Below are 22,146 nucleotides of genomic sequence, written 5' to 3' on the forward strand. Positions count from 1 at the left end.
GCGTCCAACCGGCGGCCCCTCAGGGCCGCGGATACGAGTGCGCCAGCACTCCGATCGACACTGCTAGTGTCGCTGTCGTGCTCGCACCCGAACGGCGGACGCGCGCCGATGTCTTCGTAGCAGTCGCGATCGCCGTCACTCTCGTAGTAGCGGCGTTCGTCGTCTGGGCGCGTGCCGATGCCACCGGGACCGATTCGGTCACCGCGGCATCCCCCGCGCCCACCGTCACCGCGGCTACCCAGCTGCCGACCACTTTGCGTGAGCAGTGGCATGCCGCCGACGAGTCGAGCAGGCGGGCGCTCACGTCGGGCAATGTGGTGGTGACCGGCGACCACGGCACCGTGAGCGGGCGCGATCCGGTCACCGGAGAGCAGCTGTGGTGGTATCGCCGGGATATGCCGCTGTGCTGGGTCGAGTCGCAGTTCGGCACGGTGATCGCCACCTATCGCGATCAGCGTGGGTGCAGTCAGTCCGTGATGCTCGAGGCCGACACCGGTGAGCGCCGGGTCGCGCGCAGCAGCTACATGGACGACGAGATTCGTGTCACCGGGGACGGCACCTATCTGCTCGCGCTCGGCGCCGACCGGCTGGAGATGTGGCGTTCGGATCTGGTGCGCACCCTCGAGTACGGCTACGTCGATGCCCCGGTGAATCCGAATACCCAGCCGCGCAACGGATGCGCGCTGCGGTCGGCCGCGTCGAGTTCCTCGCGCCTCGCGGTGCTCGAACGCTGCCCCGGCGACACGACCGACCGGCTGACCGTGCTCAACCCGGCACCGAAGGAATCGACCGCCCCCGAGGAGTACGGCTCGCGGGTCCTCACCGCACCGGGCGCCGACACGCCTGAGATGCGGGTGATCGCGGTGTCGGACAACAAGATCGCCGTCTACTACCCCCCGACGGCACCCACTGCCACCGGCCTCGGACTGCCCGCCAGGATCGTCGTGCACGACGGCACCGGCAACGAGATCGCGACCCATCAGCTCGCCGCGCCGTGGGACGAGCGCGCCACGGTGACCCGCCTCGGCTCGGCCATCTACGTCTTCACCGGCGACAGTCTCATTGCCTTGAGTTCCAGCACATTACAGCCGGTGTGGACGGTTCGCGATGCGATCGGCACCCCCGCGCTGATGGCGGGCAGGCTGCTGGTCCCGGTCCCCGACGGGCAGCTCGCGGTGGACAGCGGCAACGGCACGACCGTCGCCGAGATCCCGATCGAGCGCACCGACTACCGCGGCGACACCATCGCCACCGCCGTCCTGGGCAACACGGTGTTCGAACACCGTGGCGGACAGCTCTACGCGCTCCGCTGAACCAGCACTGCCATGATGGACCCATGTCCACACCCGATGCCCGCCTGGTCCTGCTACGCCACGGCGAAACCGAGTGGTCGAGTCAGCGCAAGCACACCAGCTTCACCGACCTGCCGCTGACCGAGCAGGGCGAGGCCCAGGCCGTGGCGGCCGGGCTGGTGCTGAAATCTCTAGACCTGCGCGATCCGCTCTGCTTCACCAGCCCGCGCCTGCGGGCCAGGCACACCGCCGAACTGGCCGGACTGTCCCCGATCCAGGTCGACGACGATCTGGTCGAGTGGAACTACGGCGAGTACGAGGGCGTCACGACCGCGAAGATCCGCGAAACCGTGCCCGGCTGGACCGTGTGGACCGCGCCCGTCCCGGGCGGCGAGACGGCCGAGCAGGTGGGCGCCAGGGCCGACCGGGTACTCGCCCGGGCCGAGCCGCAGCTGCCACAGCGCGACGTGATCCTGGTCGGTCACGGGCATTTCTCGCGGGTGCTGATCGCGCGCTGGGCGGAGTTCGCGGTGCGTGAGGGCCGCCGGTTCGCGATGTCCACCGGCGCGGTGAGCGTGCTCGGCTTCGACCACGACGCCCGCTCCATCTGGGGCCACAACCTGACGACCCGCACCGAACCGATCGAAGGAGTCTCGCGATGAGCGCACTCGTCCGGCGCGCCACCCCCGACGATGTGCCCGCGATGGTCGGGCTCGTCCACGATCTGGCCGAGTACGAGAAGGCGCCCGCCGAGTGCACGCTCACCGCGGAGCAGTTGCGATCGGCGCTGTTCGGGTCGGCGCCCGCGCTGTTCGCCCACGTTGCCGAGCACGACGGGCAGGTGGCGGGCTGCGCGATCTGGTTCCTGAACTACTCCACCTGGGACGGTGTGCACGGTATCTACCTCGAGGATCTCTACGTGCGCCCCGAGACCCGCGGCACGGGACTCGGCCGCGCACTGGTCGCGGCCCTGGCCGCCGAGGCGGTCGAACACGGCTACAGCAGGGTGTCGTGGTCGGTGCTCACCTGGAACACACCGTCGATCGAGTTCTACCGATCCCTCGGTGCCGCACCGCAAGACGAATGGATCGGCTATCGCCTCGCCGGTGCCGAACTGACGGCACTGGCCGCGACCGCGAGCTGAGCCGTATGCGTATCGCGTTACCCCACGATTGGCCGCGGACACCCGAAGAGGCGATCGCGCTCCAGGACGAACTCCGCCCCCAGGTGTCGACGGAAAACGTTGCGCCGCCACAATTTTCGACCGCTGCCGGAATTGATTCGGCCTATGCCGAAGACGGCACCGTCGCGACAGCCGCGGTAATTGTCGACATCGCCACCATGGAAACGGTGGAATCGGCAGTAGCACATGGGATTTCGGAATTCCCTTATGTGCCGGGACTACTCGCGTTCCGGGAACTGCCCGCGACGGTCGCCGCACTGGAAAAGCTCACCGCCACACCGGATCTGCTCGTGTGCGACGCGCAGGGTTTGGCACATCCCCGACGTTTCGGATTGGCCTGCCATGTCGGGTTGCTCACCGGAATTCCCACCATCGGTGTCGCCAAATCGGTGTGGGGCGAATACCGCGCACCCGGCCCGCGCCGCGGGGATGCCGCCGATGTGACCATCGACGGCGAGGTCGTCGGCCGGGCACTGCGCACGCGCGACGAGGTGAAGCCACTGTTCGTCTCGGTCGGTCACCTCATCGACCTCGACACCGCCTGCGCACAGGTGCTTGCCCTCACCCAGGGTTTCCGGCAGCCCGAGACCACCCGTCGAGCCGATCACCTGTGCCGCGAGGCGCTGCGCGCGGCGACGGCTGACTAAGCGCGTTCGTCGTCCTCGGGAATTTCGCCGTAATCATGAGCCATGAAGCGGCTGGTGGCCGGGGCGAACAAGGTGGCTAGTCCGCCGATCGCGACCAGGCCCAGCAAACTCCCCCACAGCGGCTGGTGCGAGTCCGTCAGCAACGACCAGGCCACCGGAAGCAACAACACATTCGCGATCACCGCGATGGCCCGTCCCCAGCGTTTGCCACGCAGCAGCCCGATGCCCGCCGCGAGCACCCCGCCGAACAGCACCCCGAACCAGATCGCGGTACCGACCCCGCTGGCTTCGGACTGATCGTGCCCGGTCAGCGCCCGCACGATCAGCACGATCGCGGTCACCACCCCGGCCAGTCCCTCCAGCGAGACCAGCCCACCGGCCAGCCGCACCGTCATCGGGATGCCGGTCGGCACCTGTTCGCCGCCCTCGCGCTGGTCACCGTCTGTCACGTCCTGCTCTGCCACGTGCCCAGCCTACGACGACGCGTCGTGGCGCCCGGCGGGCGTCGGCTGTTCGCCTGCGCGCACTACCCTCGGCACTGTGCGGACGCTGCTCATTGTCAATCCCAATGCCACCTCGACGACCCCGGCCACCCGGGATCTGCTCGCTCACGCCTTGGAGAGCCGAACGCAGCTGACCGTTGCGCACACCCAGCATCGCGGCCACGCGGCCGAACTGGCCCAGTGGGCATCGACGCAGGAAATGGACCTGATCGTCGTGCACGGTGGCGATGGGACGGTCAACGAGACCATCAACGGCTTCCTGCCGGTGCCCCAGGTCGGTGACGACCAGGTGTGGCGCCCGCGCCTCGGGATCATCCCCGGCGGTTCGGCGAACGTCTTCGCCCGCGCGCTCGGCATCTCCCCCGATCCGGTGACAGCAACCAACCAGCTCATCGATCTGCTGGCTCGCGACGCCGACCGCCGGATCGGGCTCGGCCTCGCCGACGACCGGTGGTTCACCTTCAGCGCGGGCGTCGGCCTCGACGCCGATGTGTGCGAGGCGATCGACACCGCCCGCGCCAAGGGGCGCAAGGCGACGCCCGCGCGCTATCTGCGCACCACGGTGCGTCAGTTCTTCCGGGCCCGGCGCCAGGATCCGCGCGTCACGGTCGAGGTACCTGGACGAGATCCGCTCGAGGAGGTCTATTACGCCTTCGTCACGAATTCGAGTCCGTGGACCTATCTGGAGGACCGTCCGATTCGCACGAATCCCACGACCACCTTCGAATCGGGCCTCGGTGTGTTCGCGGTGAAGTCGATGAGTGTGACGCGCACCCTGTTGCTTGCGCGGCAGTTGCTGGCCGAGAATGGAAACCCCAAGTCGCCCATGCTTTTCCGCGCCGACGATGTGCCGTCTGTGCGAATCGAGACGGGCCAGGAGATCGGCCTGCAAATCGATGGCGACTTCATCGGAAAACGCAAGATGGTGCATTTCACATCTGTCCCCAGTGTGCTCGACGTGGTGGCCCCCAAGCCGTCCTGACACCTGGACGTCAAGAAAAATCTCCAGGTTGCGCTGCGAAAACCTGGAGACGCGAGTACAAAGGACCGGGCAGGTTCCCCTTGTGGGGGCCTAGAGCGTGATCTCCCCCACGGTGCGCCGGAGACCTATTGACATCTACGGTGATCGTGAAAGCATTCACAAGCAACCGTGCGGAAACATTCGAGTCGCACAAGTGAACGATCCACTAACTACAGGCGCCCTTTGTGGCGCCCTCGCAAAGGAGCAGAGGAATGGACTGGCGCCACAAGGCCATCTGTCGCGATGAGGACCCCGAACTGTTCTTCCCGGTGGGTAACAGTGGTCCTGCGCTCGCGCAGATTGCCGATGCCAAGCTGGTCTGCGCCCGCTGCCCCGTCACGGCCGATTGCCTGTCATGGGCCCTGAAGTCCGGACAGGATGCCGGCGTGTGGGGTGGAATGAGCGAAGACGAGCGTCGCGCGCTCAAGCGGCGCAATGCGCGCACCCGTACGCGTACCTCCGTCTAAGTCGACGGACCTGGCGTTGCCGGGCCTTCAGCCCCCGGCCCGGTAACGCATGTGTGAGAACCCGGCACCTTACGGTGCCGGGTTTATTGTTGCCTACCAGTATTTTTCAGAGATTGTCAGCGCCCGGAACGACGTCCGAGCGGAACCCGCAACACCGCGTCGGTGCCCACTTCGGCACCGGGATGCAAACCGATCGAGCCGCCGAGTTCCGAAGTCACCAGGGTGCGCACGATCTGCAATCCCAACCGGTCGGAACCTTCCAGACTGAACCCTGCGGGCAGGCCACGGCCGTCGTCGGAGATGATCACGTCGAGCCAGCGAGCCGAACGTTCCGAGCGAATCGTCACGGTACCGTTCTCGCCCGCGTCGAAGGCGTGCTCGATCGCGTTCTGCACCAGTTCCGTCAGGACCATCACCAGTGGTGTCGCCCGCTCCGCGGAGAAAACCCCGAGCGAGCCTGCTCGGCGCACCTTGATCCGCGCGGTGTGCACCGTCGCCACATCCGCCATGATCGGCAGCAGCCGGTCGATGACCTCGTCGAGGTCGACTTCCTCGTCCACCGACATCGACAGCATCTCGTGCACCGAGGCGATGGAGGTGACCCGGCGCACCGATTCCGTCAGTGCCACTTGGGCTTCCGGGTTCTCGGTGCGGCGGGCCTGCAACCGCAGCAGGGCCGCCACGGTTTGCAGGTTGTTCTTCACCCGGTGGTGGATCTCGCGGATCGTGGCGTCCTTGCTCAGCAACGCGCGATCGCGCCGCTTCACCTCGGTGACGTCGCGCACCAGGACCGCAGGCCCGGCCAGTTCCCCACCCGGACGCAGCACCAGCGTGCGCAACAGCACCGTCGCCCCTCGTGCCTCGACCTCCATCCGGCGACCGGTGCGCCCGGCGAGTGCGGCCTGGATATCGGCAACCACTTCCTGGGCGTCGAACGGATCGGTGATCAGGGAACGGGTGGTCACCGCGAGATCCTGACCGACGAGATCGGCCTGCATCCCCATCCGGTGATAGGCCGAGAGCGCGTTCGGGCTCGCGTAGACGACGGTGCCCTCGGTGTCGAGGCGGATGAAACCGTCGCCCGCCCGCGGGCTGGAGTGCGTCGCCGCCCGATCCTCGGGCGTGGGGAAACTGCCGTCGGCGATCATCTGGCACAGATCGTCGGCGCAGGACACATAGGCCGTTTCGAGGGTGCTGCGCACCCGCGCGCGTGCCAGGTCCGAATCACGGCTGAGCACGGCGATCACGTCGTCGCCGCAGCGCACCGGAATCGCTTCGCGCACCGCGTGTACCGGGCTCGGGTGATAGACCCCGCTCACCTCGACCTCGGTGTCGGTGCGCACGGTGTTTCCGCTCAGCAGGGCATCGAAGACCTGCGGGAAATCGGCGCGCGAGGCGGTGGTGTCGACCTTGTCGTCCAGATGCACGGTGGGCGCGGTCGTCGGCCGGATCTGGGCCACACAGACCACATCGGATCCGTCGACGACCGGGCCCGCGCCCACCCACAGCAGCAGATCGGAGAACGAGAGGTCGGCGAGCAACTGCCAATCGCCCACCACCCGTTGCAGATGGTCCACGGCGATGCCGGGAAGGTCGGTGTGTTCGGCCAGTAGCTCGCTCAGTGTTGCCACGCTGGATTACCGCTTCGTTTTCGTGTGACTTACGCGATGGTGGCGATGAGGTCGCCCGCCTGTAAAACCTGGCCCGGCGTGACGTCGACCGAGGTGACGTCGCCCTCGATCTCGGTGAGCACCGGGATCTCCATCTTCATCGATTCGAGCAGCACCAGGGTCTGGTCGACCTGGACGTGCTCGCCCACAGTGACCTCCACAGCGAGCACGGTCGAGACCATCTCCGCGCGCACTTCTTCAGGCATGGCACCCCGTTCAATAGTCGTGCGGCCACCGCGATGCGACGGTGGCCGGTATCCGCCGAAGATACAGCCAACCACACGTGAAACAATGGCTCTCGACCAGACATAGAAGGGAGCTCCCATGGGTAAGCGTGGACGTAAGAAGCGCAGCCGCAAGGGCAACGCCGCAAACCACGGCAAGCGTCCTAACGCTTGAGTCGTGCCGCTGCGCACAGACGACAACAGCACGCTCTCGATGAGAGCGTGCTGTTGTCGTCTCAGGGCTGATCAGCCCTCGGTGGTCTCGATCCTGGCGACCGTGATCGACCGGTGGATCTCCAGCTTCAGGCGCTCGCGCAGACCATCGGGAGCGTGCTCACCACCGCACTTGCGGCTGAGCAGACCCTTGATCTTCTCCTCGATGCCGTAGGCCTCGATGCAGGGGCTGCAGTGGTCCATGTGCTCCTGCAGGCGCTCCCGGGTGGCGTTGTCGCACTCGTTGTCGAGCATGAGCCACACATCCGCGAGGACCGCGGTGCAGTCCATGTCGAGATCGGGATCGTCACTCACTTGACTACCTCCTGGCGTTCCCCACGGTCGAATCCACGTTCGCGCGCCACGTCGGCGAGCAGGCCCTTGAGCTGCTTGCGTCCGCGGTGCAGCCGAGACATCACGGTACCGATGGGGGTGCCCATGATGTCGGCGATTTCCTTGTACGGGAAGCCCTCGACGTCGGCGTAGTACACCGCCATCCGGAATTCCTCCGGCAGCTGCTGCAGCGCGGACTTGATCTGGTCGTCGGGCAGCGCGTCCAGCGCCTCCACCTCGGCCGAGCGCAGGCCGACCGAGGAGTGCTCGGCGGTGGCCGCCAGCTGCCAGTCGGTGATCTCGTCGGTCGGGTACTGCGCGGGCTGACGCTGCTTCTTGCGGTAGGAGTTGATGTAGGTGTTGGTCAGGATCCGATACAGCCAGGCACGCAGATTGGTGCCCTCCCGGAACGACTTGAACCCCTGGAACGCCTTCACGAACGTCTCCTGCACCAGGTCCTCGGCATCGGCCGGGTTCCTGGTCATCCGCAGGGCGGCGCCGTAGAGCTGGTCGATCATCGGGAGCGCATCGCGCTCGAACCGGGCCGCCAGCTCGGCTTCGTCGACTTCTGTGCCGGACGCACCGTCGGACACCACGTCGTCGTCGCTCGTCACACCAATCCCTTCGATCGCCGTAGTAACCGAATCTACCGGCACGACGGAATCGATCGGCAATCGCGCACCCCGTGGCAGGAGAGGACGTTCCTCGAGCAGCAGTGTCACTATCTCTCCTTCACGTCTTCCCGGACCGCGTTGCCTTGTCACTTGTGTGCAACATGCACCCCCGCATTCGTGTTCCCGTACCGGGCGGAAATGTGGTTGCCGGGTGGGGTGTGGCCCCGATTAGGGTGACCGCTATGTCGACTCCCGCGATCAAGGCGCTGCGCGGTATCGCGCATCGCGTCCACTCCTATTCCCACGATCCGCGGGCGGAGTCCTATGGCGACGAGGCCGTCGACGCACTCGGCGACGAGCTGGGAGTGCATGCCGCGCAGATCTTCAAGACGCTGGTGATCGAACTCTCATCCGGTGCGCTGGCGGTGGCCGTTGTGCCGGTGCCCGCGCGGTTGTCGTTGAAGGCGGCGGCCGCCGCTCTCGGCGCGTCGAAGGCGAGTATGGCCGACAAGACCAAGGCCGAGCGCACCACCGGCTATGTGCTCGGCGGGGTTTCGCCGCTGGGTCAGCGCAAGAAGTTGCCCACTGTTGTCGACGCCTCCGCGCTCGACTGGGATCGGGTGCTGTGCAGCGCGGGTAAACGCGGTCTCGAAATCGAGTTGGCGCCCGCGGACCTGGTGCGCGCCTGCGCCGCCGTCACCGCCCCGATCACCAGCTGAGGCAATCCGATCGGCTCTTGGCTCCGAATTCACTTCGGTGCATTCTGCGCCCGGTACGACCGATTCGATTCGACCAGAGGATGTGATGCGAAAATGTCCGCTCGTTCGACGATCGCCGCCCTGTCCGGTGCCCTGATGATCACTTTCGGCGCTGCCGCTTTAGCCCCTGCCACCGCGGCTCCGCAGGTGGTCCCGCCGTCGCAGGCCGAACCCGGCGACTATCCGCTCAACGGCCAAGGCGCCACGCCGAGGAGTTCACCGAGGACCTCGCCGGAAACCGATCAGAGCGCCGATAAGGCCGAGAAGCTCGGCGGCGGGGTCGCCACCGAGGTTATCGATCTGGTCACCGGGATCATCAAGTGCGGGTTGAACATCGCCACCGATTCGGTGCCCTGCTCGCTCTGAATCCGGTACCCGAGGCCGGGCATGATCACAGCAATGTGGTCTGCCCGGCCTCGTCGTTGTGGTTCGCGTCGAGCAGGAGCAGTTCTGGGCCGTTGTTTCGCACGTTGTTCACCAGGGTGGAGACCGGGCGCGCCACGATCGTCGCCAGCTCCGCCTGCGAGGGCGGCAACAGCAAATCGGCCGGCGCCGGGTGGTCCGGGTCCAGCCACGCGTCCCAGTGTTCGCGCGGCATCGGCAACGGCATCCGGTCGTGGATGTCGGCCAGCTCGCCGCTCGCGTCGGTGGTCAGGATCGTGCACGACATGAGCGGCTCGGAGTCGGGTTGGCCGCGGTCACGCCAGACCGACCACAGTCCGGCCATATAGAGCAGGGAACCGTCGCTGTGCGACATATAGAAGGGCCGCTTCACCGCCTTGCCCTTGCCGGTCGGCGCCGGCTCGACCAGCCACTCGTACCAGCCGTCCATCGGCACCAGGCAGCGCTTGTGTTTGACCGCGTCGCGGAACGACGGCGCGGTACTCGCCTTGTCGGCACGCGCGTTGAACAGCGGCTTCCCCTTGGCGGGCACGCCGGGTTCGGCCGCCTTGGTCCAGTGCGGGATCAAGCCCCAGCGCATGCGCCGGATCCGCAGGCGCGGATCGTCGTCGGGTTCGCCGTGCGCGTGCCGTTCCACGACGGTGAGCACCTGGGTGGTCGGCGCGACGTTGTAGCTGACGGCGGCATCCGGCTCGTCGAGCCCCGTCTCGTCGACAGCGTCCAGTTCGGCCGCCAACCGGCCCGGATTCGTGGTCGTCGCATATCGTCCACACATAAAGGTCAAGATACGCGCGGGGACCGACAGAAGACCCTGCTGACGACCCCACCCCACGCCGAAATGCGCACCACCGGTGTGTTCGAACCGCACATAAGCGAAGATGGGGGCGTGAGTTTCTGGCCTGCGCCCCATATCGAGGTCCCCGTCCACGCGACCGTGACCCTGCCCGGTTCGAAGTCCATCACCAACCGCGCGCTCATCCTGGCCGCACTGGCCGATGGGCCGTCCACGCTCACCGGTGCGCTGCGCAGCCGCGACACCGACCTGATGATCGGGGCCCTGCGCGCCCTCGGCACCGAGATCACCGGCGACGCCGAGACGCTCGAGGTCACCCCGGCTCCCCTGCACAGCGCCGCGGTCGACTGCGGCCTGGCGGGCACCATCATGCGATTCTTGCCGCCCGCCGCCGCACTGGCCACGGGCGATGTCGCGTTCTTCGGCGACGAGCAGGCGAAGCTGCGCCCGCTGACCACCATCCTCGACGCCTTGCGCAAGCTGGGTCTCGATGTCGACGGTGACGCGCTGCCGTTCGTCGTGCACGGCACCGGCGCCCTGCGCGGCGGCACCGTCACCATCGACGCCTCGGGTTCCTCGCAGTTCGTTTCGGGCCTGCTGCTCTCGGCCGCCCGCTTCGACGAGGGCATCACCGTCCACCACGACGGCAAGGCACTGCCGTCGATGCCGCACATCGAGATGACCGTCGAAATGCTGCGTCGCGCCGACGTGGCCGTGCAGACCCCCGCCGATTCCGGCAACGCCCAGACCTGGACCGTGGCACCCGGCCCGATCCGCGCGGTCGATTGGGACATCGAGCCCGATCTGTCCAACGCCACCCCGTTCCTGGCGGCGGCCGCGGTGACCGGCGGCGAGGTAAGCATCCCGATGTGGCCGCGCGGCACCACCCAGCCCGGTGACGTGATCCGCGAGATCCTCGTCCGGATGGGCGCCGAGGCCCGCATCTTCGACGGCATTCTCACCGTGGCAGGCCCGGAACGCCTGGCGGGCATCGACATCGACCTGCACGACGTCGGCGAACTCACCCCCACCGTCGCCGCGCTGGCCGCACTGGCCGATTCGCCCTCGCGACTGCGTGGCATCGCCCATCTGCGTGGGCACGAAACAGACCGTCTCGCAGCACTTTCCGCCGAGATCAATCGCCTCGGCGGCAATGTCACCGAGACCGAGGACGGCCTCGAGATCGTGCCCGCCCCGCTGCACGCCGGTCGGTGGCACTCCTACGCCGATCACCGAATGGCCACCGCCGGTGCGATTCTCGGGCTGCGAGTGCCCGGCGTGGAGATCGAGGACATCGGCACCACCGCCAAGACCCTGCCGACCTTCGTCGCGCTGTGGGAACAGATGCTGGCACCCGCGTTATCCGGCGAGGGGGTGGCGCGCTGAGCCGCCAGGGGCGATCCTCAGCCAGCTACGACGAATCCGATGTCCGGGTGCGCCCGGGTAAGGCGTCGTCGCGTCCCCGCACCAAGACCCGTCCGCAGCACGCCGACGCCGAGGCCGCCATGGTGGTGGCCGTCGACCGCGGCCGCTGGGGGTGCGTGCTCGACGGTGACGCCGACCGGCGCATCGTCGCCATGCGCGCCCGCGAGCTGGGCCGCACCCCGATCGTCGTCGGTGATCAGGTCGACGTGGTGGGCGACCTCACCGGCAGGCCGGACAGCCTGGCCCGAATCGTGCGGGTGAGCGCGCGCAGCACCGTGTTGCGCCGCACCGCCGACGATACCGACCCGTTCGAGCGCATCGTCGTCGCCAACGCCCAGCAGCTGTTCATCGTTGTGGCGCTGGCCGATCCGCCGCCGCGCACGGGTTTCGTCGAGCGGGCGATGGTGGCCGCGTATGCCGGTGGGCTGGAACCGATTCTGGTGCTGACCAAGCGCGATCTGGTCTCGGAATCCGAATTCGCCTCGGCCTTCGACGGTCTCGATCTCAAGATTCTCTACGCGGGCATCGACGACCCTATGGAGCCGGTGCTCGAGATCTCGAGCGACCGGCTCACCGCGTTGATCGGACACTCCGGTGTCGGCAAATCGACGATGGTGAATCGTCTTGTGCCCGACGCCTATCGGGCGGTCGGCGAGGTGTCCGGTGTCGGCAAGGGCAAGCACACCTCCACGCAGTCGGTGGCATTGCCGCTGCCCGGAGGCGGCTGGGTGATCGATACTCCCGGCGTGCGTTCGTTCGGTCTCGCCCACATCACTCCCGACGATGTGATCGCCTCGTTCACCGACCTCGCCGGTGCCATCGAGGACTGTCCGCGCGGCTGCACCCACCTCGGCCCGCCCGCCGATCCGGAATGCGCGCTCGATCAGCTGCCCGGCACGGAACGGCGGGTCGCCGCGATTCGCACGTTGCTCACCGCCCTGATCTCCAACGATGCTTGGTAGCAACCGATTCCGTGCCGGGCCGACTCTTTAGAAGCTGAACGACCCGGTATTCACGCCGCCACCATCGCCACCGCCGCCGTCGGTCGGTACTTCGGCCACGGTGACCGTCTTGGTGGTCGACGAACTCGCCACACCGCTGCGCCCGGAGAAGGCCGCGCCGATGCTGTAAGAGCCCGCGGCACCCGGCGTCCAGACGATGCTCGCCTTGCCGTTCGCGCCGACCGGGATGTCACCGAGCACGTTGTCGCCCGCCTTGAACTGGACCGTGCCGCCCGCGGCCGCCGGGGTCACGCTGGCCTCCAGCGTGACGGCCTTGCCGACCTGCGCACCCGACACCTCGGTGATGGTGGTGCTGGATACGGCGTCACCTGACACCGTGATGGCCGGACCCTTGCCCTGATAGATGCCGTCGCCGAGCGAGCCGCCGTAGTGCATCGACGTCGGCAGCGGAGTATCGCGGGCGCAGTTCACGCCGACCTTGTACTGGATCTCGAAGGTCTGCGATTTCGGCGAAATATTCGGGTACACCGGGTACTTGGTGATGCCGAACTCGGCACGGACCCAGTCCGAGGACGCCGTATCGATCGACACCACGTCACCCGACATCTTCGCCGAGCCCGCGACCGGGGTCAGGCACGCCGGGTGCAGATCCTTGATCGAGTAGATGTACTCCACCGGAATGCCGGTGCGCTCGAACTTCGTCGTCACGGTCACCGTGTCGCCGACCACCGGGTTGGTGTTCGACACCGTCCTGGTGAAACGACTGTTGCCGTCGTCCCAGGTGATCGCCGCGGGAGCGGCCACGGCCGTTCCCGGAAACGCCGCCATCGCCAGCCCCGCCGCGGCCGCGAACGTGGCCACACGCTGCACTCTTCTGTCCACCATCATCGTCTCCAAGTACGCCGGACGCCCTCGACGTCGTCGAGGCGCTGATTCGCCCGAGTGGCGAGCAGTAGATCACGCCCGCGTACCCGGCGGAACGAAATCCGAAATAGATCTCGTTCAGATTTCGAATTCGACTCGCGTCGGCTCGCGTTCACAACCTCGACACGGTCCGCCGGTACCGTCATGCCCATGAAGCCACCGGCGATCGGTTACCTGCGCCGCGACATCTCAGGTGTCGCGCAGTCCTGGGACGAAACGCAGATCCGTTCCCTAGCCGAGCGCCTGGGTTACCGCTTCACCAAGACCGTGGTCTTCAGCGACCGCACCGACGACCCGATCGGCCGCCTGCTCGACGTGGTCACCACCACCGAAGCCGCCGCGATCGTCACCCCCAGCCTCACCCACCTCGGCACCGACCTGCCCCACCGCATCGTCGCCGCCTGCGACATCATCACGGTCTCCCCCGAAATAACCCACGCGAGAACCCTCCCCGCACTCCCCGCCTAGTTCAGCGCGCGGTAGCGGCCGTTCGGGTCGCGGGCGAGGCGTCCACGCCGCACCGCCATGGTCAGGCACGCTTCGATGCGGTCCTCCGCGGCACCGGTGCGTTCATGACCGAACTGGGTGAGCGTGGCCCAGACAATCTCGTCGAACGATTGCTGATTACGTTGTGCCACATGGGTTATCGCGTTGACGATTTCCTCGGCGGAAATGGTGTCGATGGCGCGCGAGACCGTGGGCGGGGTGAAACGGAAGCCGCGCCAGGTCGACGGGTCCAGGTCGGACGGCCAGACGAACACGCCCGACGAGGTAGCGCGCATCAGCGATTCCGGCACCTCGCCGAGGACACAGATCTGCTGTTTCTCCGAGGGTTTGTGCACACCGAATCGCTGGGCGACCCGCGCTACCAGTTGGCTTCGCTCGATGGGTCCTTCGATGGCGATCGTTTCGCGGACAGCGTCGCGCACGCGGAGCGGGATGGTAGCGGAACTGTCGCGGTCGAGGTCGGCGGGAGAACCGAGGACTCCGGTGGGCGCGCTCGCGTAGGGGATCCCGGTGGGCAGCCAGTGGTGCGCGGTGCGGGTACGGGTCTGCCAGTCAGGGGTTTGCGCAACCGTCGGCGCGATCGGCGCCGAGGGTGGGGTGTAGAGCGATTGCGGGTACGGCGGCGATTCCGGGGGAACGTAGGGCACCTGTGGATAGGGAACCGGAGGCGTTGCCGGACGCGGGGGCGCCGGCATCGGGGGCGCACCGGCATTCCAGGACGGCCCATAGCCGAGCGGTGGCGCACCGGGATCGGTCTGCCGATGCCGTTCGCCGTGCGGGTAGAAGGTTTGCCGCTTGCGCCGGTCGCCGACGACGAGCTGCCACATCGAGGCCCCCGCCAGCGCGGTACCGAGTACCAGAAAGGCCACCGCCAGCACGATCTCGAACGTGCTGGCATTGTCGATGCCGGTGAAGTAGCCGACGATCCCGAGAAGAATGCTGAAGGCACCGGCCAGCAGCCCGACGACCCACCCGAACTTGGCGAACACCTGCACCTGGCCCACTCCACTTCCGTGCGAACCACCTGTTCGCGGCCACACCGACTGCCGACGCGCTCCCCCGCCGGCGAATGCGAGGAGCATACTCGGCGGGCCCGACGACCGGGATGCCCGCGACCGAGCCTCGACGGCAGCCCTGTTCTGCTCGGACAGCCGCGCCGAGCAGAACCGTCGAACCTGTCAGCGGCGCAGTTCGACAGCCAGCTGCTCGACCCGCCGACGCACCGGATCTTCCGGCGGCCGAAGCACTTCGAGATCGTCTCGGAGCTGCGTGAGGAACCGCTGCGCCCTCGATTGATCGCCCACCGCGGGCAGGAGTTCCGCGATGGCGACGCGCACCGCCACGGCGGCATCACCGAATTCGTTTTCCGCGGCGCGGATTTCACCGAACAGCCGGTACAACTCGTCCACCGCGGCGGCCGCGGTGAGGTCGCCGAGTATGGCCCGACACTCGACCGCGGCGATCCTCGCCTGCCACACCCGGCTCGTGGCCCCCACCTGCCGTTCGATCGTCTCGACTCGCTCCCATTCGTTCAGGGCTCGGCGGTGTTCGCCGCTGCGGGTGAAGGCGGTGGCGATATCGCGGTGCAGTTCGCCGAGCTGAGGGCTGTGTGAGCCGTAGCGCTGCTCCGCCTCGTCGACGACGGTGACCAATGCCTCGGCGGCCTGGGCGAAGCGGCCGAGTTCGCACAGTTCGCGGTAGCGTGCCGCGATGTCGACGAGGCCGCCGGTCGCGGTCGCGGGCTTGCCGGGAGCAGACCGTCGCGCCACGGGTTCCGGTGCCGTATCGGCGGGCGGGTTGGGGCGGCGGAAGATTCTTGTCGGATCGGGATACCCAGCTGGAGCCGGGCTTTCGGGCGTCCCCGGTCCGGGGAGGAACGGCAGCAGATGGTCGTAGACATCGCGTGCCGTGGCCGGCCGGTCGGCTGGATCCTTCGCGAGCAAGTCCAGGACCAGCTGTTCGATCTGTGCGGGCACCTCGCGGCGGAGCGCGCGCAACGGCGTCGGCGCCTCCGAGAGATGCCGGTTGTGCGTATCGAACTCCGACCTGGTTTCGAATACCCCTCGCCCACTCAACATTTCGTGCATGATGCAGCCGAGCGCGTACAGATCGGCCCGCGGCCCCACATCCTGCCCGTTCACCAATTCCGGCGACATGTACGCGGCGGTCCCGAGCACCGACCCGGTCCGGGTGATCCGGCTCGTACTCCCATCGAGCAACGCCGCGATCCCGAAGTCGATCACCTTCACCGTGCCGTCCCCTGCCACCAGCACATTCGCCGGTTTCAGATCGCGATGCACCACCGGCAACACATGGGCGTGCGACAGCACGGTCGCGATCTGCGCCGCGATGGCGACCCCACACTCGATCGGCAGCATCCCCACCCCGTGCACAAAATCCCGCAAGGTTACGCCATCGATGTGCTCCATCACCAAATACACACTCTCAGCACCCTTGTCGAGCACCGCATCGAACACCTGCGGTACACCGTGATGCCGAATCCGCGCGGTCACCCTGGCCTCCCGCCGAAACCGCGCGACAAACTCCTCAGCCAGGTCCGTCCGAGAAGCGAACTGCCCCACAGCAATTCGCTTGACCGCTACCGCTCGATCCAAAACAACGTCGTACCCCAACAAGACCTCCCCCATCCCGCCCGCTCCCAAAGCCCCAGAGATCTCATACCGCCCGTCGATGACCTCGCGCACCCCAACCTCCCACCCAACGCCCGATACGGTCCATCGCACGATACTGCGCCCTCACCTTCTGCGGCATCGTCGAGCCGGCCGACGGAACAGCAGTTCACACGCGCGGCGCGCGAGGTGGGCCGGTCAGTTTTCGGGGTGGGGTTCCAAGGCGCCTGCGGTGAGGCCGGTGGCTATGAGGTCGGCGGCTCGGTGGGCGGCGGTGGCGGTGGTGTGGGCGGCTACTCGCAGGTGGTGGAGTCGGCGGAAGGCTTCGCCGTAGGTCTTCTGGTCGGAGAGGGCGAGCATGGGTATGCGCAGGCGGGCCGGGTCGAGGCGGATGGTGGTCGTGCCGTACATGGCAGCGGCGTTGTCGGGGCTGCCGATGAAGCCGGCGAAGAACCAGGGGTCTATGCGGGTGGCGTCGGTGCGGAAGACGAGGACGCCGGGAGCGGGGACGGCTCCGATGTCGGCGCCTTCGGCGACGCGCGTGCCCTGGGCGGCACCGTGGTCGTCGCGCAGACGGGAAACCAGGACGTCGCCTTCTTCGATCGGCTCACCGACAGGAGCACCGGGGGCGGTAAGACCAGAGGGGGCGCGACTGTTGAGGAGGTCGTGGCCGGTGAGAACCGGGCGTTGGGGGGCATCGTCGGCGACGGTGTCGGGGCTGCTGCTGACGATACGCACGGCTTTGCCCGCGATCAGGTTGCCGACGGCCACATAGCGCCACACGGTGCCCGGCGCCGAATCCCATTCGCGGACAGCATCGGCGATGGAATGCAGTTCCGTAAGGTTCGCACCGAGCTGACCGATGGCGGTGCGGGCCGAGGCCGAGACGCTGTCGGGGTCGACGGCGGCGCGCACCTGCCGGGCGGGCGTGAGGTCGACGTCGTCGTCGAGGACGTCCATTACCCGGACCACCGCGGTCACGTCGGGGACAGTGGCGTCGTCACCCTTGTCGAAGGCATGCCACGCGTTGACGACCGTTTCGGCGAGGACCTGCCAATCCGGTTGGTCTCCACCGTGATCGGGTAAGCGGGTCGTGTCGGCGAACAGCAATGTGTCGCTGGGATTCCCCTTGCCAGGACGCCGAAGGACCCACAGTTGCAGCCCCACCTGTCGCGGAGTCGACGCGCCGGGCGGCAAGGCGATCACGGCACGTAATGCGCCCGCCCGCAACAGTTCCATTCTTATCCGGCGACCCGAGGACCTGGCCGCGACAGCGGGTGGGAGCAGGAGAACAGCGGTGCCGCCGGGGTGCAGATGGGCGATGGCGTGCTGGACCCAGGCGAGTTCGGATTCGCTGCGCGGGGGCACCGAGTACACCCACCGCGGATCCAACGCCAGTTCGTCGGCACTCCAATCACGTTGTGAATAGGGAGGATTCGAGAGCACCGCGTCGACCTCGACATCGGTGAACGCGTCGGCGAGCAGAGCATCGCCCGCGCGGATATCCGCGTCGGCGCCTGGGGCGAGTGTGCTGAGCAGCGCGGCGGTGCGACTCGCCTGCACGGGCAGGATGTCCTGACCGTCGAGCCGTTCGGCGCCGATCCGAGCGGCCTCGAGCAACAAGGTGCCGCCACCGCAAGCCGGGTCGAGCACCGAGCGCGGAGCGGGCGACGCGGATGCGGCGAGCACATCGGCCATCAACGCGGCAACGGGTTGATCGGTCGGGTAGATGCCGGTGCTCGGACCGTCGAGTCCACGTTCGGCCAGCACCGCGAGTGTCTGCTGCACGCCGACTTCGCCGATCGCCGCACGCACCGCCTCGTGCGCCGCGTCCTTCGCCTCGCCTGCCGGGTCCGCAACGAAGGCCATCAGCCCGGCGACATCCTCGGGTGCGACCTCGGAACGCAGCACGGTCCGTAGGCGCTGCACGGGAGAATCCGCCGCTGTGACCCCATGCCCACGCAACCACTGCTGCACCTCGGCGAGGTCGAACAGCGGCCGCGATTCGGAGCCCCCCGGCACCGGCGCGGGGAAATCGGCATGTCGGCGGCGCCAGTTGCTCACGGTGGCACGGGTGACGCCGGCCAGCCGGGAGATCTCGGCGGCGGCGACGGCGGGCGTCGAGTCTGACAAGGGGTCTCCTCTGGTCAAGGTCAAACCTTACACATCATCGTTGACATAACCCGACGTCAGTACACATGTTTTCAACATTCGCAGTGAAAACATTGTTTTCCTGTTGCCATCGGCGTTGCGTAGGTGTAGCGTCCTTTTCAACGAAGCGGCAACAACCTGAACAGCCGCTTCCGGCACACGAACATCGTTGCGAGACAACAGTTCTCGCACATTCTTTCGTCGATTCTCCATCCCGCACCGCACGGCACAACGAGGCCGCGATCGGTCGTGCCACGGCGACCGACGGCGTTTCCCAGAAGAGGACGATCATGGCCAATCCCCAGTACCCGACCAACCCCGTTGCCCCGCAGCCCCACTACCCGCAGCCGCCGCGCAAGAAGAAGGTGTGGCCGTGGGTGCTCGGGGGGTTCGCCCTTGCCGTGCTCGTCCTGTTCGGTGGGTGTGTGGCACTGATCGGCACGGCCGCCAACGAGGTCGCAAAGGCGGAGCAGACCAAGGCGATCGCGGCACCCGCAGGCACCGAGGTGCGCGACGGCAAGTTCGGATTCACGGTGACGAAGGTGGATCCGCCGGTTACCACCGTCGGCGACAACCAGTTCTTGCAGAAGACCGCGCAGGGTGAGTTCATCCTTGTCTACGTCGACGTCGTCAATACCTCTACCGCAGCCCAGAGCTACTTCGGCTCGAATCAGAAGCTGATCGACGATCAGGGCCGCGAGTTCGCCAACGACACCACTGCCGAGATCAACGTCAACGACCAGCTCTCCGCCGAGATCAACCCGGGCAACAAGACCTCGATGGTCCTCGTCTTCGACGTCCCGGTGGGCACCGTCCCCACAGCGATCGAATTCCACGACTCGGCATTCTCCGACGGAACCCGCGTCGCCCTGAAGTAGTCCCGCACCGGATTCGGGCCCAGCGAACTCGCTGGGCCCGAAACTATTTCAGGGGCGCGCGGTTGATACACCTCCCGGAATACGACTGTTGCGGTCGCGTGCGGGAAAATGGGGTGGTGACCACCGAGAACGAGCGTCCTGGACCGCCGGCTATGAGCCCGAGCATTTTGGTGATCACGATGTCTCGGCGGGTGGAGGCGGCGTTGGGGGTGGAGTTGGGGGAGCTGGATTTGACGGTGGCCCGGTTGGGGTTGCTCGGGCATATCAATGGGGTGCCGGGGGCCTCCTTCAGCGAGTTGGCGCGGATGTCGGGGACGAGCGTGCAGAGTGTGCATGCCGCGGTGAAGGGACTGGTCGGGGCGGGGTTGGTGCAGGATCGGACGGCGCGGGCGGGGTCGGCGTCGGCGATCGAGTTGACGGAGGCGGGGGCGGGGCTGCTCGCGGAGGCGCGGAAGGCGGTGACACGGGTGGACACTCAGCTGTTCGGCGCGGAAGCCGATCCGATTCTGCGGCGGGTCGGCGCGGCCATCGTCGACGCGTTCGCCGGGCAATTCCCGCCTCGACCCCAGGCGTGACGAATCCGACCTTCAATATGGCTGAAGCTCGAGCTAGGCTTCAAACACATTGAAGGTCGGAGGGAGTCGGTAGTTGGAACACGTCTTGTTGTCCGTGCATGTGCTCGCGGGCATCGTCTTCGTCGGCGGCTCAGCGGTCGCCACCAGTCTTTTTCCCCGGTACGCGCCGGTCGCCGGTGGGCCGGATCCGGAGTCGGTGCGCAGTAGGCCGGTCGCGGTCGCCATGCACCGGATCACCGGGAACTACGCGAAACTCGCGATCATCGTGCCGGTGATCGGCATCGTGCTGGCCACGATCCAGGGCCGGATGAACGAAATCTGGATCACCACCGCGATGGTGACCACCGCCGTGGCGGGTGGGCTGCTCGCCGTGCAGATCGTGCCGATGCAGCGCGAAGCCCTCGACCAGCCCGACGACGGCAAGCGCCTGCGTGTGCTGTCGATGCTCGCGGGAATCTACAACCTGCTGTGGACGGCGGTGGTCGTGCTCATGATCGTCCGTCCCGGATCCGCCACATGAACGAACAGGAGCTCCACATGACCGACCACGGTGTCACTTTCATCAATGTGATCGAGGTATCCGCCGACGACATCGAGGGGTTCGTCGCGCAGTGGCGCGAGCGGGCCGCGCACATGCGCACCGCACCCGGTTTCCGCGATGTCCGCCTGCACCGCGCCCTGCTGCCCGATTCGCGATTCCAGCTGGTGAACGTCGCGCACTGGGACAGCGCCGAGGCGTGCGAGGCCGCCGGCCTCAATCCGACGGTCGTCGCCTCGGTCGACCAGGCGCGTCAGGTCGCGCGCGCCAATCCCGCCCTCTACGAGGTTGTCGCCGAATTCACCTGAGCGACAAGCATTTACAGAACGCCGAGCACCGCCGCGGCCAGTGGACCGGCCGAGGCGGGGTTCTGACCGGTGTGCAGATTGCGGTCGGCTTGCAGGAACGGCGCGAACGGTTCGCCGCTGTGATAGTCCGCGCCGAGTTCGATCAGCCGGTCTTCGAGCAGCCATCTGGCCTGGTCGGCGAGCCCGCCCAGACGTTCTTCGGCATCACTGAAGGCGGTCAGGCGGTAGCCCGCGAAGGGTGAGGGCCCGTCGGCGGCGGTTGCCAGGATCGCGGCGGGTCCGTGGCAGACGAGTGCGAGCGGTTTGCCGGAGTGCAAGGTATCGACCAGCAGCGCCGCCGAATCCTTGTTCACCGCAAGGTCTTCCATCGGCCCGTGGCCGCCCGGATAGAACACCACGTCGTAATCGGCCGGCCGCACGTCGCCGAGCGGGACCGGATTGTCCAGTGGCGTGGCGTTCTTGATGGTCTCGGCGACCTTCCGCGCACCCTCCTCACCACCGTTCGGGACCGGCGCCAGACTCGCCAGATCCACCGGCGGCTTCACTCCGCCCGGTGTCGCCACGACGACTTCGTGCCCGGCCTCGGTGAAAACCCGGTAGGGGGTGGCGAATTCATCGGCCCAAAAGCCGGTGTGGCGTTTGACATTGCTGGACAACGTCCAATGATCAGCACCGGTCATTACGAACAGGATCTTCGCCATCATCGCCTCCGAGGAGTGAACTTTCGACGTCAGTGCTTGGCGCCGATGGTGTGGAGAATTTCGTGGATGATCGGGTCGGTGAGCCGGTTGGTGACCGATCGGCCCGCACGGCTCGAGGTGACGCAACCCTCGTGGCGCAGCACGCGCAGAGCCTGGGAGATCGCGTTCTCGTTGCGGCCGACCGCGGCGGCCAGTTCGCCGACGCTGATGCCGGGTGAGCGGTGCAGGCACAGCAGGATTTCCAGGCGACCCGGGTCTGACAGCAGGTCGAAGCGTTGGGCCCATTCCCGGATCTCGACATCGCCGATCGCGCGACGGCCGAGTTCGACCGGCGACCCGTGCAGTGTGCGTGGCTCTCCCATGGCGCTGCCCAGCTTAATCGCCGAGTGGACACGACGGCACCGCCCGCGACTATTATCTGTTCATC

General features: G+C 67.2%; 28 protein-coding genes. 16 read left to right on the forward strand and 12 right to left on the reverse strand.

Annotated features, from left to right (window positions below; genetic code table 11):
* The first annotated feature begins 77 nt into the window (after positions 1 to 77).
* The 4 genes from ACFWPK_RS17080 to ACFWPK_RS17095 are packed head-to-tail and all read left to right on the forward strand — an operon-like array spanning position 78 to position 3,122.
* Positions 78 to 1,313, forward strand: a complete 1,236-nt coding sequence (locus ACFWPK_RS17080) for a hypothetical protein (protein ID WP_378916676.1) — start codon at positions 78 to 80, stop codon at positions 1,311 to 1,313.
* A gap of 23 nt (positions 1,314 to 1,336) precedes the next feature.
* Positions 1,337 to 1,954, forward strand: coding sequence for an acid phosphatase (locus ACFWPK_RS17085; protein ID WP_378916678.1), 618 nt, complete (start codon positions 1,337 to 1,339; stop codon positions 1,952 to 1,954).
* Positions 1,951 to 2,436, forward strand: coding sequence for a GNAT family N-acetyltransferase (locus ACFWPK_RS17090; protein WP_378916682.1), 486 nt, complete (start codon positions 1,951 to 1,953; stop codon positions 2,434 to 2,436). The genes ACFWPK_RS17085 and ACFWPK_RS17090 overlap by 4 nt, the downstream gene beginning before the upstream one ends.
* Before the next feature lie 5 nt (positions 2,437 to 2,441).
* A complete protein-coding gene (locus ACFWPK_RS17095) occupies positions 2,442 to 3,122 on the forward strand; it encodes an endonuclease V (protein ID WP_378916684.1) in 681 nt (226 codons plus the stop codon).
* Here ACFWPK_RS17095 and ACFWPK_RS17100 read toward each other — a convergent pair.
* Entirely contained in the window at positions 3,119 to 3,517 is a 399-nt protein-coding gene (locus ACFWPK_RS17100) for a hypothetical protein (RefSeq protein WP_378916992.1), read from the reverse strand. The two genes, ACFWPK_RS17095 and ACFWPK_RS17100, sit on opposite strands and share 4 nt — an antisense overlap.
* 145 nt (positions 3,518 to 3,662) lie before the next feature.
* Between ACFWPK_RS17100 and ACFWPK_RS17105 the strand changes: the two genes are divergently transcribed.
* Both ACFWPK_RS17105 and ACFWPK_RS17110 read left to right on the forward strand, forming a co-directional pair.
* Entirely contained in the window at positions 3,663 to 4,607 is a 945-nt protein-coding gene (locus tag ACFWPK_RS17105) for a diacylglycerol/lipid kinase family protein (RefSeq protein WP_378916686.1), read from the forward strand.
* 251 nt (positions 4,608 to 4,858) lie between these two features.
* Entirely contained in the window at positions 4,859 to 5,113 is a 255-nt protein-coding gene (locus ACFWPK_RS17110; RefSeq protein WP_022567051.1) for a WhiB family transcriptional regulator, read from the forward strand.
* Between the two features lie 116 nt (positions 5,114 to 5,229).
* On the opposite strand, the gene ACFWPK_RS17115 is transcribed toward ACFWPK_RS17110, so the two are convergent.
* Both ACFWPK_RS17115 and ACFWPK_RS17120 read right to left on the reverse strand, forming a co-directional pair.
* Complete coding sequence (locus ACFWPK_RS17115) at positions 5,230 to 6,744, reverse strand: sensor histidine kinase (protein WP_378916689.1); 1,515 nt, start codon at positions 6,742 to 6,744, stop codon at positions 5,230 to 5,232.
* A 29-nt stretch (positions 6,745 to 6,773) separates the two neighbouring features.
* Positions 6,774 to 6,989 (reverse strand): biotin/lipoyl-binding carrier protein, encoded by a 216-nt coding sequence (locus ACFWPK_RS17120; protein WP_378916691.1) that lies wholly within the window; start codon positions 6,987 to 6,989, stop codon positions 6,774 to 6,776.
* Positions 6,990 to 7,107: 118 nt separating this feature from the next.
* Here ACFWPK_RS17120 and ACFWPK_RS17125 point away from each other — a divergent pair, with 118 nt between their 5' ends.
* Positions 7,108 to 7,182: a 50S ribosomal protein bL37 gene (locus ACFWPK_RS17125; protein WP_022597109.1), complete on the forward strand. Its 75-nt coding sequence runs from the start codon at positions 7,108 to 7,110 to the stop codon at positions 7,180 to 7,182.
* A gap of 71 nt (positions 7,183 to 7,253) precedes the next feature.
* On the opposite strand, the gene rsrA is transcribed toward ACFWPK_RS17125, so the two are convergent.
* Positions 7,254 to 7,511, reverse strand: coding sequence for a mycothiol system anti-sigma-R factor (rsrA, locus tag ACFWPK_RS17130; protein WP_378916995.1), 258 nt, complete (start codon positions 7,509 to 7,511; stop codon positions 7,254 to 7,256).
* A 20-nt stretch (positions 7,512 to 7,531) separates the two neighbouring features.
* A complete protein-coding gene (locus ACFWPK_RS17135) occupies positions 7,532 to 8,167 on the reverse strand; it encodes a sigma-70 family RNA polymerase sigma factor (protein WP_174552018.1) in 636 nt (211 codons plus the stop codon).
* A 242-nt stretch (positions 8,168 to 8,409) separates the two neighbouring features.
* Between ACFWPK_RS17135 and ybaK the strand changes: the two genes are divergently transcribed.
* Complete coding sequence (ybaK, locus tag ACFWPK_RS17140; protein ID WP_378916694.1) at positions 8,410 to 8,886, forward strand: Cys-tRNA(Pro) deacylase; 477 nt, start codon at positions 8,410 to 8,412, stop codon at positions 8,884 to 8,886.
* A gap of 93 nt (positions 8,887 to 8,979) precedes the next feature.
* Positions 8,980 to 9,291 carry a hypothetical protein gene (locus ACFWPK_RS17145; protein WP_378916697.1) on the forward strand — a complete coding sequence of 104 codons (312 nt, stop codon included), beginning with the start codon at positions 8,980 to 8,982 and terminating at the stop codon, positions 9,289 to 9,291.
* Between the two features lie 25 nt (positions 9,292 to 9,316).
* Here the strand turns inward: ACFWPK_RS17145 and ACFWPK_RS17150 are convergent, their stop codons facing one another.
* Complete coding sequence (locus ACFWPK_RS17150; protein WP_378916700.1) at positions 9,317 to 10,102, reverse strand: SOS response-associated peptidase; 786 nt, start codon at positions 10,100 to 10,102, stop codon at positions 9,317 to 9,319.
* A 63-nt stretch (positions 10,103 to 10,165) separates the two neighbouring features.
* Here ACFWPK_RS17150 and aroA point away from each other — a divergent pair, with 63 nt between their 5' ends.
* Both aroA and rsgA read left to right on the forward strand, forming a co-directional pair.
* The gene (gene aroA / locus ACFWPK_RS17155; RefSeq protein ID WP_378916702.1) at positions 10,166 to 11,506 is read left to right on the forward strand and encodes a 3-phosphoshikimate 1-carboxyvinyltransferase; all 1,341 of its coding nucleotides are present in this window, start codon (positions 10,166 to 10,168) and stop codon (positions 11,504 to 11,506) included.
* On the forward strand, positions 11,503 to 12,507 hold the full coding sequence (gene rsgA / locus ACFWPK_RS17160) for a ribosome small subunit-dependent GTPase A (protein WP_378916998.1): 1,005 nt from the start codon (positions 11,503 to 11,505) through the stop codon (positions 12,505 to 12,507). Before aroA ends, rsgA begins: the two co-directional genes overlap by 4 nt.
* A 27-nt stretch (positions 12,508 to 12,534) precedes the next feature.
* Here the strand turns inward: rsgA and ACFWPK_RS17165 are convergent, their stop codons facing one another.
* On the reverse strand, positions 12,535 to 13,368 hold the full coding sequence (locus ACFWPK_RS17165; protein WP_378916705.1) for an Ig-like domain-containing protein: 834 nt from the start codon (positions 13,366 to 13,368) through the stop codon (positions 12,535 to 12,537).
* A gap of 213 nt (positions 13,369 to 13,581) precedes the next feature.
* On the opposite strand from ACFWPK_RS17165, the gene ACFWPK_RS17170 reads away from it, so the two are divergent.
* Positions 13,582 to 13,899, forward strand: a complete 318-nt coding sequence (locus tag ACFWPK_RS17170) for a hypothetical protein (protein WP_378916707.1) — start codon at positions 13,582 to 13,584, stop codon at positions 13,897 to 13,899.
* Here the strand turns inward: ACFWPK_RS17170 and ACFWPK_RS17175 are convergent.
* The 3 genes from ACFWPK_RS17175 to ACFWPK_RS17185 form a co-directional block, all read right to left on the reverse strand.
* Positions 13,896 to 14,942 carry a hypothetical protein gene (locus tag ACFWPK_RS17175; RefSeq protein ID WP_378916710.1) on the reverse strand — a complete coding sequence of 349 codons (1,047 nt, stop codon included), beginning with the start codon at positions 14,940 to 14,942 and terminating at the stop codon, positions 13,896 to 13,898. The two genes, ACFWPK_RS17170 and ACFWPK_RS17175, sit on opposite strands and share 4 nt — an antisense overlap.
* Positions 14,943 to 15,116: 174 nt before the next feature.
* Positions 15,117 to 16,682, reverse strand: coding sequence for a serine/threonine-protein kinase (locus ACFWPK_RS17180; RefSeq protein ID WP_378916712.1), 1,566 nt, complete (start codon positions 16,680 to 16,682; stop codon positions 15,117 to 15,119).
* Between the two features lie 84 nt (positions 16,683 to 16,766).
* Positions 16,767 to 18,701 carry an N-6 DNA methylase gene (locus tag ACFWPK_RS17185; RefSeq protein ID WP_378916714.1) on the reverse strand — a complete coding sequence of 645 codons (1,935 nt, stop codon included), beginning with the start codon at positions 18,699 to 18,701 and terminating at the stop codon, positions 16,767 to 16,769.
* A gap of 308 nt (positions 18,702 to 19,009) precedes the next feature.
* Between ACFWPK_RS17185 and ACFWPK_RS17190 the strand changes: the two genes are divergently transcribed.
* The 4 genes from ACFWPK_RS17190 to ACFWPK_RS17205 all read left to right on the forward strand — a co-directional run bounded on the left by ACFWPK_RS17190 (position 19,010) and on the right by ACFWPK_RS17205 (position 21,018).
* Entirely contained in the window at positions 19,010 to 19,597 is a 588-nt protein-coding gene (locus tag ACFWPK_RS17190) for a DUF4352 domain-containing protein (RefSeq protein WP_378916716.1), read from the forward strand.
* 152 nt (positions 19,598 to 19,749) lie between these two features.
* Complete coding sequence (locus ACFWPK_RS17195; RefSeq protein ID WP_378916719.1) at positions 19,750 to 20,172, forward strand: MarR family winged helix-turn-helix transcriptional regulator; 423 nt, start codon at positions 19,750 to 19,752, stop codon at positions 20,170 to 20,172.
* Between the two features lie 73 nt (positions 20,173 to 20,245).
* Positions 20,246 to 20,692 (forward strand): hypothetical protein, encoded by a 447-nt coding sequence (locus tag ACFWPK_RS17200; protein WP_378916722.1) that lies wholly within the window; start codon positions 20,246 to 20,248, stop codon positions 20,690 to 20,692.
* A 17-nt stretch (positions 20,693 to 20,709) separates the two neighbouring features.
* Complete coding sequence (locus ACFWPK_RS17205; RefSeq protein WP_378916725.1) at positions 20,710 to 21,018, forward strand: antibiotic biosynthesis monooxygenase family protein; 309 nt, start codon at positions 20,710 to 20,712, stop codon at positions 21,016 to 21,018.
* A gap of 11 nt (positions 21,019 to 21,029) precedes the next feature.
* On the opposite strand, the gene ACFWPK_RS17210 is transcribed toward ACFWPK_RS17205, so the two are convergent.
* Positions 21,030 to 21,698 carry a type 1 glutamine amidotransferase domain-containing protein gene (locus ACFWPK_RS17210; protein WP_378916727.1) on the reverse strand — a complete coding sequence of 223 codons (669 nt, stop codon included), beginning with the start codon at positions 21,696 to 21,698 and terminating at the stop codon, positions 21,030 to 21,032.
* A gap of 50 nt (positions 21,699 to 21,748) precedes the next feature.
* On the reverse strand, positions 21,749 to 22,081 hold the full coding sequence (locus ACFWPK_RS17215) for an ArsR/SmtB family transcription factor (protein WP_378916730.1): 333 nt from the start codon (positions 22,079 to 22,081) through the stop codon (positions 21,749 to 21,751).
* Positions 22,082 to 22,146 lie beyond the last annotated feature (65 nt).

Source organism: Nocardia sp. NPDC058519 (assembly GCF_042719755.1).
Taxonomy (GTDB): domain Bacteria; phylum Actinomycetota; class Actinomycetes; order Mycobacteriales; family Mycobacteriaceae; genus Nocardia.